Origin of the sequence: Pseudomonas sp. MIACH, from assembly GCF_001269925.1 — a bacterium.
Classification (GTDB): domain Bacteria; phylum Pseudomonadota; class Gammaproteobacteria; order Pseudomonadales; family Pseudomonadaceae; genus Aquipseudomonas.
This window is the reverse complement of sequence record NZ_LHVO01000029.1, coordinates 57,122-71,581: the sequence shown is the minus strand read 5'-3', so window position 1 is coordinate 71,581 and position 14,460 is coordinate 57,122. Positions and strand designations below refer to the sequence as shown.

The 14,460-nt window shown below is 58.8% G+C and carries 13 protein-coding genes; 3 read left to right on the top strand and 10 right to left on the bottom strand.

Annotation, left to right across the window (positions count from 1 at the left end; translation table 11 throughout):
• Nucleotides 1–44 precede the first annotated feature (44 nt).
• The gene (locus AD670_RS12040) at nucleotides 45–1,127 is read right to left on the bottom strand and encodes a pyridoxal phosphate-dependent aminotransferase (protein ID WP_053132099.1); all 1,083 of its coding nucleotides are present in this window, start codon (nucleotides 1,125–1,127) and stop codon (nucleotides 45–47) included.
• A 143-nt stretch (nucleotides 1,128–1,270) separates the two neighbouring features.
• Complete coding sequence (gene glyA, locus AD670_RS12035) at nucleotides 1,271–2,626, bottom strand: serine hydroxymethyltransferase (protein ID WP_053132096.1); 1,356 nt, start codon at nucleotides 2,624–2,626, stop codon at nucleotides 1,271–1,273.
• A gap of 304 nt (nucleotides 2,627–2,930) precedes the next feature.
• Between glyA and AD670_RS12030 the strand changes: the two genes are divergently transcribed.
• Together AD670_RS12030 and AD670_RS12025 are read left to right on the top strand one after the other, a co-directional pair.
• Nucleotides 2,931–3,536, top strand: a complete 606-nt coding sequence (locus tag AD670_RS12030) for a helix-turn-helix transcriptional regulator (protein ID WP_082340957.1) — start codon at nucleotides 2,931–2,933, stop codon at nucleotides 3,534–3,536.
• Complete coding sequence (locus AD670_RS12025) at nucleotides 3,523–4,401, top strand: queuosine precursor transporter (protein WP_053132091.1); 879 nt, start codon at nucleotides 3,523–3,525, stop codon at nucleotides 4,399–4,401. The genes AD670_RS12030 and AD670_RS12025 overlap by 14 nt, the downstream gene beginning before the upstream one ends.
• 55 nt (nucleotides 4,402–4,456) lie before the next feature.
• Here the strand turns inward: AD670_RS12025 and queC are convergent, their stop codons facing one another.
• The 8 genes from queC to hmpA all read right to left on the bottom strand — a co-directional run bounded on the left by queC (nucleotide 4,457) and on the right by hmpA (nucleotide 12,722).
• Nucleotides 4,457–5,155, bottom strand: a complete 699-nt coding sequence (gene queC / locus AD670_RS12020) for a 7-cyano-7-deazaguanine synthase QueC (RefSeq protein WP_053132088.1) — start codon at nucleotides 5,153–5,155, stop codon at nucleotides 4,457–4,459.
• 104 nt (nucleotides 5,156–5,259) lie between these two features.
• The gene (cyoE, locus tag AD670_RS12015) at nucleotides 5,260–6,147 is read right to left on the bottom strand and encodes a heme o synthase (RefSeq protein ID WP_003176002.1); all 888 of its coding nucleotides are present in this window, start codon (nucleotides 6,145–6,147) and stop codon (nucleotides 5,260–5,262) included.
• A gap of 11 nt (nucleotides 6,148–6,158) precedes the next feature.
• Entirely contained in the window at nucleotides 6,159–6,500 is a 342-nt protein-coding gene (gene cyoD, locus AD670_RS12010) for a cytochrome o ubiquinol oxidase subunit IV (RefSeq protein WP_017734785.1), read from the bottom strand.
• Nucleotides 6,500–7,126 carry a cytochrome o ubiquinol oxidase subunit III gene (locus tag AD670_RS12005; RefSeq protein ID WP_053132085.1) on the bottom strand — a complete coding sequence of 209 codons (627 nt, stop codon included), beginning with the start codon at nucleotides 7,124–7,126 and terminating at the stop codon, nucleotides 6,500–6,502. Before AD670_RS12005 ends, cyoD begins: the two co-directional genes overlap by 1 nt.
• Nucleotides 7,127–7,129: 3 nt before the next feature.
• Nucleotides 7,130–9,148 carry a cytochrome o ubiquinol oxidase subunit I gene (cyoB, locus tag AD670_RS12000; RefSeq protein ID WP_053132082.1) on the bottom strand — a complete coding sequence of 673 codons (2,019 nt, stop codon included), beginning with the start codon at nucleotides 9,146–9,148 and terminating at the stop codon, nucleotides 7,130–7,132.
• A 3-nt stretch (nucleotides 9,149–9,151) separates the two neighbouring features.
• Complete coding sequence (gene cyoA / locus AD670_RS11995) at nucleotides 9,152–10,093, bottom strand: ubiquinol oxidase subunit II (protein ID WP_053132079.1); 942 nt, start codon at nucleotides 10,091–10,093, stop codon at nucleotides 9,152–9,154.
• A 790-nt stretch (nucleotides 10,094–10,883) separates the two neighbouring features.
• Nucleotides 10,884–11,390 carry a disulfide bond formation protein B gene (locus AD670_RS11990; RefSeq protein ID WP_053132076.1) on the bottom strand — a complete coding sequence of 169 codons (507 nt, stop codon included), beginning with the start codon at nucleotides 11,388–11,390 and terminating at the stop codon, nucleotides 10,884–10,886.
• Between the two features lie 150 nt (nucleotides 11,391–11,540).
• Nucleotides 11,541–12,722, bottom strand: coding sequence for an NO-inducible flavohemoprotein (gene hmpA / locus AD670_RS11985; protein WP_053132074.1), 1,182 nt, complete (start codon nucleotides 12,720–12,722; stop codon nucleotides 11,541–11,543).
• A 147-nt stretch (nucleotides 12,723–12,869) separates the two neighbouring features.
• On the opposite strand from hmpA, the gene norR reads away from it, so the two are divergent.
• Complete coding sequence (gene norR / locus AD670_RS11980; RefSeq protein ID WP_053132071.1) at nucleotides 12,870–14,411, top strand: nitric oxide reductase transcriptional regulator NorR; 1,542 nt, start codon at nucleotides 12,870–12,872, stop codon at nucleotides 14,409–14,411.
• Nucleotides 14,412–14,460: the final 49 nt, after the last annotated feature.

The window sequence follows — 14,460 nt, the reverse complement described above, 5'->3', positions numbered from 1 at the left end:
ACTGAACTGAATGTGGGAGGCAGAAGGCCCCTCCCACATCGGCGCTAGACCGTCGCCGCAAACACCTCGCGAAACCGCTCCATCTCCCGCTTGCTCCCCACCGTCACGCGCACCCACTGCGGCCAGTTTTTCCACACCCGTCCGATCAGCACGCCGTGCGTGGCAAGTTTCTCGATGACCTGCTCGGCCGGTTGCTTCACATTGATCATGAAGCAGTTGGCCTGGGAGGCCGTGCAGGCGAAGCCACGGTCCTTGAGCCAGGTGATTGTTTCATCGCGCAACTGGGCATTGAGCGCCTTGCGTTGTGGCAGCAGCTTCACATCCTCCAGGCTGGCGAGACCGCCGAGCAAGGAGGAACCCGCCGGGACATTTTCACCGCCGAACACCGCCAGCCGTTCCAGCAGTGCCGGGTGGCCGATCGCCAGGCCCAGGCGGGCGCCGGCCATGCCGTAGATCTTCGAGAAGGTGCGCAAGACCAGCAGGTCGTCATGGTCCTTGACCCAGCTCACCACGCTTGGGGTGTCGGCGAAGTCGATGTAGGCCTCGTCCACCACCAGCACGCTGCCCTTGGGTTTGTTCGCCAGCGCCTGACGGATGGCGTCGGTTGGGGTCAGGGTGCCGGTGGGATTGTTGGGGTTGCACAGGTAGAGCATGCCGGCCTGGGGATCGGCAGCGAGCATGGCCGGGATGTCGTGGGCATGCTCGGCATTGAGATCCACTTCGTGCACCGGTGCCTTGCGTGATTCGGCCGCCTGGCGGGGTACTTCGTAGGAGGGTGTGGCCATCACCAGGCTGCGGGTTTCACTGGTAAACGCCAGCACCGCGTAGCGCAGCGCGGCCATGGAGCCGGCGAATACCGCCACCTGCTCTTCGGCAATCCCGTGCTGCTGGGCAAATAAGCCTGCCAAGGCGTACATGTGTTTGTACGGATATCGCCCGGCTGTCGCGATGCCGCGCTGCATTGCTTCGCGGGCCGCCGTCGAAGGCCCGTAAGGGCTTTCGTTGTAGTTGAGCAGCACCTTGTCAGTCTTGGTCGGCGCAGGTGCGGCGACCGCCCAATCCAGGCGTCCAAGCAAAGGCAGGGCGGCACCCAGGGCGAGAAGGGATCGACGACTAACGCTGACCATGGTGACTACTCCTTGTAGGCGGGGATGGATTCGCACAACTCGTATAGAAGGGTATGACGAGACAAGGCGCGCAGGATTTAACCGAGCCCTATGAAAAAGCCCCGTACTGCTTGCGAAGACGGGGCTTTTTTTCGGCGCGGGTTTCAATGTCCCCCGTAGTCAGCGATAGGGTATTTCGCGCACAAGGCCTCGAGTTCTAAGCGCAATTGTTGCTGCAAGTGTGGTTCAAGCCGGTATTCGTGCTCCCCCAGCGGGGTGACACTGTCGAGTACCCGGCACACCAGATCGACGATGTGCCGACAACCATCGGTATCCACATCGCGTTGCGCCATGGAGCCCGTGCCGATACACAAGCCACTGGCAACCGCAGACGAACGCGTCTCCCCCGGTATGCGGTTTTTATTCACCACGATACCGCAGCTCTCCAGCGCCGACTCGGCGATGGCACCGGTCATGCCGCCGCGCAAGCGAATCAGCACGGTGTGGTTTTCACTGCGCCCGCCGACCACTTCATAGTCATGGGCCTGAAACGCACTGGCGACTTCATCGGCCAGGGTGCGAATCCGCCCCATGCACGCGTCGAACGCCGGCGTCATCGCGTAGCCCAGCGCTGCCGCTTTGGCGGCGATCATATTGACCGCAGGCGCGCCCTGCATGCGTGGGAAAACGGCTTGATCCAGCACACGGCTGAAGGTCGCCCTCAAGCCCGGCACCTTGGTATGGGTGTCGCGGCCAGACAGGATCAGGCCACCGCGCGGTCCACCGAGCTGCTTGTGGGTACAGGTAGTGGTGACGTGCGCGGCGTTGATCGGGCTCGGGTGCCGCCCCGTCACGACCAGCCCCGCAATATGAGAAATGTCGGCGAGCAGGATCGCGCCGGCCTCATCGGCAATAGCACGAAACCGCTCGAAATCCACCACCCGTGAATACGCCGATGCCCCGCAGATGATGATGCGCGGACGATGGGCAAGCGCCAAGCTGCGCACCTGCTCGTAATCGATCAGGCCCTCGGCGGTCGTGCCGTAGCGGATGGCCTTGTAGTAGGCACCGGTAAATACAGCGGGGCTGCCATGGGTCAGGTGCCCACCGTGATCGTGGGCCATGCCCAGCAAGGTATCCCCCGGTTCAAGCAAGGCGGACAGCACTTGGGCGTTGGCGTTGGAAGCCGAGTGCGACTGCACGCCGGCGTAGTGGGCATCGAACAGTTCACGCGCCCTGCGGATAGCCAGCGACTCGACCAGGTCGACATTCTCGCAGCCCGCCCGATGGCGTCGGCCAGGCGCGCCCTCGGCGGTGATATTGACCAGTGCAGACGCGGAGGCCACCAGGGTGCGGGGCTTGACCGCACAGGAGGACGCGACCAATGACAGCGTGCGGTGTTGGCGCGCCACTTCTGCGTCCAGCAGCATCGCCAGCTCCAGGTCTTCGGCATGCAGCTCCGCCATGCCTCGACGCAACAGGTCAGCCTGATCCTGCAGGTGTACGGTATTGACTGCCATGGGCAATGTCCCTTCCTTGGTCACTACGTGTCGGTCCGTCCTGAACCGTGGCGCCCAATTAAACAGGAAATTAAACATTTTCCAAATTAAATGTTCGCTTTTGTCCCCCTTTGTCGAGCGCATGGCCATTTGCCTTGCCCCCGGGCCATGCCGAGCATCCGGGGCTTTATTCTTGAGCCGCACGCGTGCAACACTTGCGCCCGCCGCGAAGCCTGAACGCCCTGGATGGGCACTTCATCGCTGAAACAGCCGGCGGCCCGTCTTCAAAGATCAACGGTTTTTACTAAAAGGAAGTGGTGAGCACGTGATGCACAGACGAGAAAAAACCGAACATTTGAAGAGCAACATCAAGTACCTGATCAAGAGCCGCGGCGAGACTCAACTGTCGTTGTGCAACGCCGCCGGCCTGACGCGTACCACCATCTACAACATCCTCGAAGGCAAGGTCGTCAACGTTCAACAGTCGACCCTGCGCAAGATTTCAGATTTCTTCGGCGTGTCCTACGAGGAAATCGAGACCATCGATTTTGAAGCCAAGGAAATCATCGAGAGCAGTGTCTCGCCCCAAGGCAACATGAACCCGGCGGCCGTGCCTGTGCTCAAGCAAAGCCAGGTCATGCAGCACCTCGACAAGCGCATTGGCGAACTGGCCACCCTCTTCCCGCTCACGTACTACTTCGGCACGTCCCATAACCTGATCGGCGTGCGGTTGGAGCATCCCATCGCGGGTGTGAACGAACCCGGTGACCTGTTGATCATCCAGAAGGGTTCATCGAGCGACACCAAGGAAAAGCTGGTGTTCGACAGGGTCACTCAGGCGCTGTTGATCAGTCGTGAGGCCTGCGTCAACTCAGAACGCCTGTGTGTACTGGGCGACATCATTGAGGAGCGCTTCAATGACCACGTATGAAAGCGAGATCGAAAACAGCAAGTACAAACTGCTTGGGTTCGAAAATGACAAGAGCCTGGCCGTGATCATGATCATCGCCACGGGCAAGATCATCCGGGTCAAGTTGAGCGAAGTCATCAACAGCGAAATCATGGACAACTTAAATAAAATGGAAGTTAAAAACCTGTACAAGAAGTTCTATTCCCAAGGCGGTGCGGTGACCGCATACGACCTCAATGATCGTAATGAAAATTCATGGATGATCTACATCATCCTGAACCTGCTGCTGTTCACTTTTTATATTTTCACCAGCATCGCCGCGACCAAACCGATCTACATCGAGTCGCTCGACATCATCGTCACGCCCGGCACTTTCCTGTACCCGCTGACCTTTTTGATCGTAGACCTGCTCAACGAAAACTTCGGCTTGAGACTCGCCAGAAAGGCCATTCTGTTTGCCTTTGCCAGCAACGCGATGATCATCATCCTGCTGTACGGCTCGACCTTTCTCCCCGGCCTGCCGGGTTGGAAACTCGACGGACCTTACAACGACGTGATCGTCCAGGTGTCGTCGGTGTTGATCGCCTCTTCGGTGTCGTTCCTGGTCTCGGAAAACATCAACTCGTATTTGCTGTGCAAGATCAAAGAGCTGACCAATTCCAAATACCTGTACCTGCGCATATTCCTCAGTACGTTCTTCGCGGTGATTATCGACAGCTTCCTGTTCTGCTTCATCGCGTTCTACGGCGCCATGCAGACCAGCGACATCCTGAGCATGATCTACGTACAGATCGCGATCAAAGTCGGCTTTGCGTTCTTCAATATCCTGCCGGCCTACGGTGCGCGCTCGTTGTTCAAGCGCTACCTGACCAACGCCACTGCCTGATTTGCGTAGCAGCTATCGAGCCTTGGCGAGGCTCGATAGCTGCGCAGTGGGGGGGTTAGTTCAGCTTTAACTTCTGCTTCAGGCTCTGCATGACCGTTGTCTTGTTCTGCAGGTACTCATTCAAGCCGCGTGCCCGCAGGTTGCAGGCATCACACTGGCCACAGCCGGTACCGATAATGCCGTTGTAGCAGGTCAATGTCTGCTCGCGGACCAGGTCCAGTTGCTGGTGGTAATCCGCCAGTGCCCAGGTCTCAGCCTTGTTCAGCCACATCAGCGGGGTTTCCAGGCGTACGTCGTATTCCATGCCCAGCTTGAGCGCCTGGTTCAGGGCCTTGACGAATTCATCGCGGCAATCGGGGTAGCCGGAAAAGTCGGTTTCACACACGCCGGTGATCACCGTCTCGGCCTTGACCTGATACGCGTAGATGGCCGCCAGGGTTAAAAACAGAATATTGCGGCCCGGCACAAAGGTGCTCGGCAGGCTTTCCCCCGAGCTGTTCACGGTCGGCACCGGGATGTTGTCGCGGGTCAGGCTGCTGATCGCCAGTTCGTTGAGCAAGGACACGTCCATCACTTTGTGAACGGTGGCCCCGAGTTGCTTGGCAAGCTGCTGGGCGACTTCGATTTCCGCCACATGGCGCTGACCGTAATCGAAGGTGATGCAGTGCACTTCGTCATACAGCGGCAGCGCCTGGATCAGGCAGGTCGTCGAATCCTGACCGCCACTGAACACCATAACGGCTTTTTTACTCATCACTTTGCTTCCTGCATGGGTTGGGTTTGGTCATAGTTTAAAGGTCACTCAATAAAAAACCCCGCGCTTCTTTCGAAGGCGGGGCCTTTTTACTACTCGGACACTCAGTGTGCGTAGGTCAGCAACAGCTCTTTCGGCACTTGGAAATCCAGGGACATCATCACGCTGAGCGCGGTGATGGTGAAGATCGAGAACACGAACAGCTTGCGCGCCCAGACGGTGTCATCCACCGCCTTGTAGCCGGTCCAGGCCATGTACAACCAGTACATGCCCATGGCGGCGGCGACGGCAAGGTAGCTCATGCCGGCGTAGCCACTGAAGGTCAACATCAAGGTCGCCACAAGGAAGGCCAGGATGTAGAGCAGGATGTGCTTCTTGGCGACCTGGATGCCACGCTTGACCGGAAGGACCGGAATCGAAGCCGCCAGGTAGTCGTTGAAGCGGAAGATCGCGATGGCGTAGGAATGCGGCATCTGCCACAGGCTGAACATCACCAGCAGCACCAGCGCAGCCATGTCGAAGCTATTGGTCACAGCCACATAACCAATCACCGGCGGCATCGCCCCCGACAGACTGCCCACCAGCGTGCCGTGAACCGACTTGCGCTTGAGGTACAGGCTGTAGAGGCCGACGTAGATGACAAAACCGATCACGGCAAACAACGCCGCCAGCGGGTTGGCCACCTTGTACAACAAGACCACACCGGCAACACCCAGGACGGTCGCGAAGATCAGCGCCAGTTTCAGGGAAATAAGCCCCTGGACCAGCACGCGATTCTTGGTGCGCTCCATCTTGATATCGATGTCACGGTCGATGCAGTTGTTGAAGACACAACCGGAAGCTACCACCAGGGACGTGCCGATCATCGCAGCCAGGAAGATGGCCAGATCGACATGTCCCTTGGAGGCCAGGAAGAAACCGCCCGCCACAGAAAGCACGTTACCGAAAATGATCCCCGGTTTGGTGATTTGGATAAAGTGCTTAAGCGACATCGGGTCTTACCTCACTTCGCCATCATGAACGTATGGATGCTGAACATGATCCATATCGACAGGCCAACCAGCAGCAGGATTACTAAGCCTGCGAACACGAACGCAATCACGTTATCGCGCTGCTCTTTAGAACGATCCAGGTGCAGGAAGTACACCAGGTGAACCAGAACCTGAATCACCGCGAACGCCAGTACGATCATCAAGGTGATCGACTTCGGCAGGGTCGGGTACATCACCAGACCGAACGGGATGAGCGTCAGGATTACCGACAGGATGAAGCCGATGGCGTACGACTTAACGCTGCCGTGGCTCGAATCATGGCTGTCATGGTCATGGGAGTGTGCATTAGCCATTACAGAGTCCCCATCAGGTAAACAACGGTGAAGACGCAGATCCAGACCACGTCCAGGAAGTGCCAGAACAGGCTCAGGCAAGTCAGGCGAGTCTTGTTGGTGTTGGTCAGGCCGTGTTTATTGACCTGATACATCATCACCGCCATCCACAGCAGGCCGGCAGTTACGTGCAGACCGTGGGTGCCGACCAGCGTGAAGAACGCCGACAGGAAACCGGAACGGTGCGGGCCGTAGCCTTCGGAGATCAGCAGGTGGAACTCGTTGATCTCCATGCCGATGAAGCCCAGGCCGAACAGGAAGGTCATACCCAGCCAGGTCAGCACGCCTTTCTTGTTGCCCTTGTAGAAGGCCAACATGGCGAAGCCGTAGGTGATCGAACTGAACAACAGCAAGGCGGTTTCGCCGAGCACGTAAGGCAGTTCGAAGATGTCGTGGCCCGACGGGCCACCCGCTACGTTGTTTACCAGTACCGCGTACACCGCGAAGATCGACGCAAACAGAATGCAGTCGGTCATCAGGTAGAGCCAGAAACCGAAGACGGTTATTGGCCCGGAGTCGTGGTGATGGTCATCGTGCCCATGGTCATCGACATGGGCGTGTCCAGCATTGGTCACTAAGTTCGACATGGTTTAAGCCTGTTCCAACGAGGTTTCTACACGGTTGGCCGGGATTTTCTTCTCGGCGACCAGGCGAGCGTGCTGCTCGGCTTCGATGCGTTCGATCGTTTCGACCGGCACCATGTAGCCTTGATCATCACGTGCAGCGTGGACGATGAAGTAACCGATGGTGCCTACCAGGCCCACGATCGCCAGCCACCAGATGTGCCAGATCATCGCGAAACCGAACACGGTCAACAGCGCACCCATCACCACGCCAGTGGCGGTGTTGTTTGGCATGTGGATCGGTTCGTAGTGCTTAGGCTTCTGGTACGCAGTACCGTCTTCCTTGGCTTCGGTGAACGCATCAATGGTGTTCGCAGTAGGGATCACGGCGAAGTTGTAGAACGGCGGTGGCGACGAGGTCGACCATTCCAGGGTGTGGCCATTCCATGGGTCGCCGGAGTCGCAAGCGTTCTGCTTACGGTCACGGATGCTCACGTACAGTTGGATCAACTGGCAGGCGATACCCACAGCGATCATGATTGCACCGAACATGGCGACGTACAGGTACGGCACCCACTCAGGGTTGGTGGTGGCGTTCAGACGACGGGTCATGCCCATGAAGCCCAGTGCATAGAGCGGCATGAACGCGACGAAGAAGCCCGAGATCCAGAACCAGAATGCAGCCTTGCCCCAACCTTCGTGCAGCTTGAAGCCGAACGCTTTCGGGAAGTAGAAGCTGAAACCAGCGATGTAGCCGAATACAGCACCACCGATGATCACGTTGTGGAAGTGAGCGATCACGAACAGGCTGTTGTGCAGGACGAAGTCAGCACCCGGGATGGCCAGCAGTACGCCGGTCATGCCACCGATGGCGAAGGTCACCATGAAGCCCAGGGTCCACAGAACCTGGCTGGTGATGCGCAGACGGCCGTGGTAAATGGTGAACAGCCAGTTGAATAGCTTCACCCCCGTCGGGATGGAAATCAGCATTGTCGCCAGGCCGAAGAAGGCGTTGACGCTGGCCCCCGAACCCATGGTGAAGAAGTGGTGCAGCCAAACCATGAAGCCCAGCACCGAGATCGCGCCGGAGGCGTAGACCATCGAGTGGTGACCGAACAGGCGCTTGCCGGTAAAGGTCGAGATCACTTCGGAGAAGATACCGAACGCTGGCAGGATCAGGATGTACACCTCAGGGTGACCCCATGCCCAGAACAGGTTCACGTACATCATTGGATTGCCACCAAGTTCATTGGTGAAAATGTGGAAATCCAGGTAACGGTCAAGCGACAGCAGCGCCATGGTCGCGGCCAGGATCGGGAACGAAGCCACGATCAGGACGTTGGCCCAGGTGCAGGTCCAGGTGAAGATCGGCATGTCCATCAGTTTCATGCCAGGGGCGCGCATTTTCAGCACGGTGGCCAGGAAGTTGACCCCCGTCAGCGTCGTCCCGAGTCCTGATAACTGTAGCGCCCAGATGTAGTAGTCCACACCCACGCCAGGGCTGTACTGGATACCCGACAATGGCGGATACGCAACCCAACCGGTCTTGGCGAATTCGCCGACGCCCAGGGATACGTTGATCAGCACCACGCCGGAAACCAGCAGCCAGAAGCTCAGGGAGTTCAGGAACGGGTAGGCAACGTCACGCGCACCAATCTGCAGCGGCAAGGCAAGGTTCATCAGGCCGGTGAAGAAAGGCATCGCCATGAAGATGATCATGATCACACCGTGGGCGGTGAAGATCTGGTCATAGTGTTCAGGCGGCAGGTAGCCAGGCGAACCCTCGGTGGCCATGGCCAGCTGGGTACGCATCATGATGGCGTCGGCAAAACCACGCAGCAGCATGACCATGGCAACGATGACGTACATGACACCGATTTTCTTGTGGTCGACCGACGTCAGCCACTCGGTCCACAGGTAGGTCCACTTCTTGAAATAAGTGATTGCTGCAAACAGTGCCAGACCACCCAGCGCGATCATGGCGATGGTAATCATCACAATCGGCTCGTGGAACGGGACCGCATCCCAACTTAATTTACCAAACATCGTTTACTCCTCTGCCCCAGCAGTTGAATGCGAGCCCGTGTCAGAACCTTCAACCGCGGCCACTTCTTTCTTCTCGTGCTTGACCGGCTTGCCTGGCTTCATACCTTCGTACTTGTCGACGATTTTCTGAAACAGGTTCGGCTCATACGTGGAGTACAGAGCGACTGGGTTGTTCTGGCTTGGTTTGGTCAGGGCGTCGTATTCAGCTTGATCAAGCTGTTTAGGTGCGGCCTTGACTTCGGCTACCCAGGCGTTGAAATCTTCCTGGCTCGTCGAGATCGCTTTGAATTTCATGCCGGTGAAGCCAGCGCCGCTGTAGTTCGCGGAGATGCCTTCCATTTCAGCTTTTTCGTTGGCGATCAGGTGCAGTCGGGTCTGCATACCTGCCATCGCGTAGATCTGACCGCCCAGGGCAGGGATGAAGAACGAGTTCATCACAGCGTCGGAGGTGATCCGGAAGTTAAGCGGGGTGTTCTCAGGGAAGCGAATCTGGTTAACCGTGGCGATACCCAGGTCCGGGTAGATGAACAGCCACTTCCAATCCAGCGCGACCACTTCGATGTTGATCGGCTTGACGTCGGACTCCAGCGGACGGTACGGGTCCAGCTCGTGGGTCGACTTATAGGTGATGTAACCCAGGGCGATGATGATGAGGATCGGGACCAGCCACACCGCGATTTCGATCTTGGTGGAGTGCGACCACTTAGGCGCGTAGGTCGCGCTGGTGTTCGACGCGCGGTATTTCCAGGCGAAGGCAAAGGTCATGATGATCACAGGCACCACGACCAACAGCATCAGCAGGGTGGCAGTGATGATCAGGTTTCGTTGATCCAGACCGATCTGTCCTTTCGGGTCCATCAAGGTCCACTTGCAGCCTCCCAGCATTAACATCATGCCAAGCAGCGGCAAAAAGCCTAGTAATCGGGGGTACCTGTTTTTACTCATCTCACGACCTCTAAAGCAGCTTGCGCAATGCAGTTGGGTTTTGATCGCCAACACTTCACCCTGCCAAGGGTTGGCATTTCTCTTCGATTGAATAAGAGCCTGCCCGGCACGCCATACGGAGCGTTTCACGGACCTGCGGTGAGTTCTTATTCGATTTCGTGGTTAAAGGCCTTGTTACAGACCAATTCCATTTGGTGCGGATAGTTGAAAGGCTGCCGGAACCTTGGGGTCGCACAGAGCCATCCATCTGCCCCTCGACCGCTCCAGTGCTCAAATATTGAACAGCACCGGACATTCAGTGCGGGCGATTGTAGTTAGCTAGCGATGTATAAACCATGTCTTATAAAGAAATAATTTTTATCGATTACAGCAATAATCCTTCACCAATATTGCAATGGTTCGCGATCTTATCGCGTTGGATTCTCAACAAAAACCACAAAAATTGCCGTGTTATAGGACAAACCGCCACAGCCCTTACGCCCTGTAAGGGCATGCAAAACCTAACCAACCCCCCAGAAAACAAGGCATTGGGACATCACTCAAAGGCTTGTACGGCGTGAGGTGCGTGGCGTCGCCCAAACCACGAACTGACAGCACATCTTGGAGGTTTTTTGCAAATTTAAGCGCGGGTTTGGCCGCTCAGAAACGTCCTGCGGCGGCGTCCGTGTGACAACATGTCGCACACTGCGCGCACCCAAAATTGTCCGGCGTCACGCTCCGTTCACAAAACCCTACATGCAAAACGCCCCGGCCTCCCTTGAAGAAAGACCGGGGCGTTTTGCCGAAGGGTTCAGGCCTTGCGCTGGCGATTACGGTAGATGCCCAGGGGCACCAGGATGACCGTCAACACGAACGCCACCAGCGCCCATTGCGCCAGCGACAGGCCGAGCACCGGCGGGTACGGCGTGCTGCAGAAGCCATCGACCTGGAAGCCCAGCGGGAAGACCTTGGCCAGGGGCAGGTCGTCGACGATGGGTTGCAGCACATCGACGCCGCAGCTCACCTGTGGGAAGAACTGGGTGTACACATGGTGACCGGCCGCAGCCACCCCGCCAAGGGCGCTGAGTACCACCAGGCCTTCGAACAGCGTGATGGCGCCCTTGGTACGCATCGCCGCACCGATGAACGCGAAGATCGCAATCAACAGCAAGGCGTAGCGTTGCAGGATGCACAACGGGCAAGGCGCCTCGCCCAACACCACCTGCATGTACAACGCACCACCGATCAGCGCCAGGCAGATGATGCCCAGCAACACCAGAAAGCGCCGCTCCCTGCCTAAACGCAATTCGTCACTCATCCCCGTATCCCTTTGTTTGGTTGTGCCAATGGCCGCAAGTTTACACACAGAGAGTGGTTTAAACAGAGAGGGGTTAACAGGGGATTAATCGGGAGGAACAGAGATCCAAATGTGGGAGGGGGCAAACCCCCTCCCACATTTTTGACCGTGTTATTCCAACGCGGCAGCCGGGCCGAAGAACTCGTAGCGGCTTTGTTTCTCGGGTACGCCCAATGCCTTGAGGTGGCGCTTGATCGCCGCCATGAAACCTTTGGGGCCGAGGAAGTACGCGTCGAGGTCACGCTGCTGCGGCAACCACGCCGCCAATTGCTCCTGGCTCAGCAGGCCGACTTTATCCGCCGCCGGGCTCACGCCGTCGTCCTCGGCATAGCAATAGAAGCGCTTGAGCTGCGGGTGCTTGGCCGCCAGTGCATCCACCCAATCGCGGAACGCATGCACCCCGCCATTACGCGCGCAGTGGATAAAGTGCACCGGACGCTCGGTGGCCAGGGCCGCTTCCAGCATCGGCAAGGTCGGGGTGATCCCTACCCCGCCGCTGATCAGCACCAGCGGCTTATCGCTGGCCGCCAGGGTGAACTCGCCCGACGGCGGAAACAGGTCAATCGTCGCCCCGACCTGCAACTGGTCATGCAGGTAGTTGGAGACCCGCCCACCGGCTTCGCGCTTGACGCTGATGCGGTACTCACCCGCATCACTCAACGCCGACAGTGAATAGTTGCGGCGCACTTCCTCACCGTCGAGTACCAGCCTCATGCCGATGTACTGGCCCGGCGCGGCAGCGAGGATCGCCCCGTTGTCCACCGGCGCGAAATAGAAAGAGGTGATCTCGGCGCTCTCCTCCACACGCTTGACCACGGTAAACGCCCGCGCACCGCGCCAGCCGCCCGGGGCCTGGGCTTTCTCTGCGTAGATGGCCGCCTCGGCCCCAATCAGGATATCCGCCAGTTGGCCGTACGCGGCGCCCCAGGCATTCATCACCTCAGGGGTGGCGATCTCGCTGCCCAGCACCTCGGAAATCGCCCGCAGCAGGCAAGCGCCCACAATCGGGTAATGCTCCGGCAGGATCTGCAGGGCCACGTGCTTGTTGATGATCTTCGCCACCAAGTCGCCCAGTTGGTCGAGCTGGTCGATATGCCGCGCGTACATCAATACGCCATTAGCCAGGGCACGGGGCTGGTCACCGCTGGCCTGGTGGGCCTGGTTGAACAGCGGGCGGACCTCAGGGTACTCGGAGAGCATCATGCGGTAGAAATGGGTGATCAGCGCTTCACCGCCGCTTTCCAGCAGGGGCACGGTGGATTTGACGATGGCACGGTCTTGGGCACTAAGCATGGGAGCCTCCTGGGCTTCTTTACTGATTACCCTTAGCTACTCAGTATTCATGCCAACTAATAAATCCTTTTAATTCAATGGCTTGAATAATATGTAGTCAGTATGACCTCCTACACTCTATAGTCATAAGGACTACAAGGAGTCATTATGACTGCACACACGCTGCTCACCACCCTGCTGCCGCTGGTCGCCGACCTGTCACGGGAACTGCCCGAAGGCGAACGCTATCGGCGCCTGCTGCACGCCATGCACGCCCTGTTGCCGTGTGATGCGGCCGCACTGTTGCGCCTGGACGGCGAATCGCTGGTACCACTGGCGGTGGATGGCCTGAGTGCAGACACCCTGGGCCGCCGCTTCAAGGTCAGCGAACACCCGCGCTTCGCCGTGCTGCTCAGCAGTCCCGGGCCCACACGCTTTGACAGTGACAGCGAATTGCCCGATCCCTACGACGGCCTGGTCGATGGCTTGCACGGTCATCTGCAAGTGCACGACTGCATGGGCTGCCCGCTGTTTATCGACGACCAGCCCTGGGGCCTGTTGACCCTGGACGCGCTGGACACCGAGCGCTTCGAACGGGTGGAGCTGGACGCCCTGCAAGCCTTCGCCAGCCTCGCCGCCGCCACCGTCAACGTCGCCGAACGCATCGAACGCCTGGCATTGCGCGCCGAAGACGAACACCAGCGCGCCGAGATCTACCGCCAGGCCAGCGGCCAGCAGCACAAGGAAATGATCGGCCAGAGCAAAACCCACAAGCGCCTGGTGGAGGAAATCAAGCTGGTGGGTGGCAGCGACCTCACGGTGCTGATCACCGGCGAAACCGGGGTCGGCAAGGAGCTGGTGGCCCAGGCTATTCACGCGGCGTCGTCGCGGGCGGACAAACCGCTGATCAGCCTCAACTGCGCCGCCCTGCCGGAAACCCTGGTGGAAAGCGAGTTGTTCGGCCATGTGCGCGGCGCCTTTACGGGCGCGCTGAATGAGCGGCGCGGCAAGTTCGAGCTGGCGAATGGCGGCACGTTGTTCCTGGACGAAGTGGGCGAGCTGTCCCTGAGCGTGCAGGCCAAGCTGCTGCGGGTGCTGCAAAGCGGCCAGTTGCAGCGCCTGGGTTCAGACAAGGAACACCAGGTGGATGTGCGCCTGATCGCCGCCACCAACCGCGACCTCGCCGATGAGGTGCGCAACGGCCGCTACCGCGCCGACTTCTATCACCGGCTGAGCGTGTACCCGCTGCAAGTGCCGGCCCTGCGCGAGCGCGGGCGTGATGTGTTGCTGCTGGCCGGTTTCTTCCTGGAGCAGAACCGCTCACGCATGGGCTTGGGCAGCCTGCGCCTGACCGGCGATGCCCAGGCGGCGCTGCTGGCCTATAACTGGCCGGGCAATGTGCGGGAGCTGGAGCATTTGATCGGGCGCAGCGCGTTGAAGGCACTGGGTAACTGTCGCGAACGCCCGAAAATTCTGAGCTTGAGCGCCCAGGATCTGGATTTACCTGATGTCAGCGCGCCGATGATCGAAGAACACGCACAGATAACGCCCGTCACCGGCGACCTGCGCCAGGCCACCGAGCACTACCAGCGCCAAGTCATCAACGCCTGCCTGGAACGCCACCAGCACAACTGGGCCAGCGCCGCCCGCGAACTGGGCCTGGACCGCGCCAACCTAGGCCGGATGGCCAAGCGTTTAGGGCTCAAATAAACCAGGCAACTCGGTCAAATGTAAGAAATGCAGGAAATGTGGGAGGGAG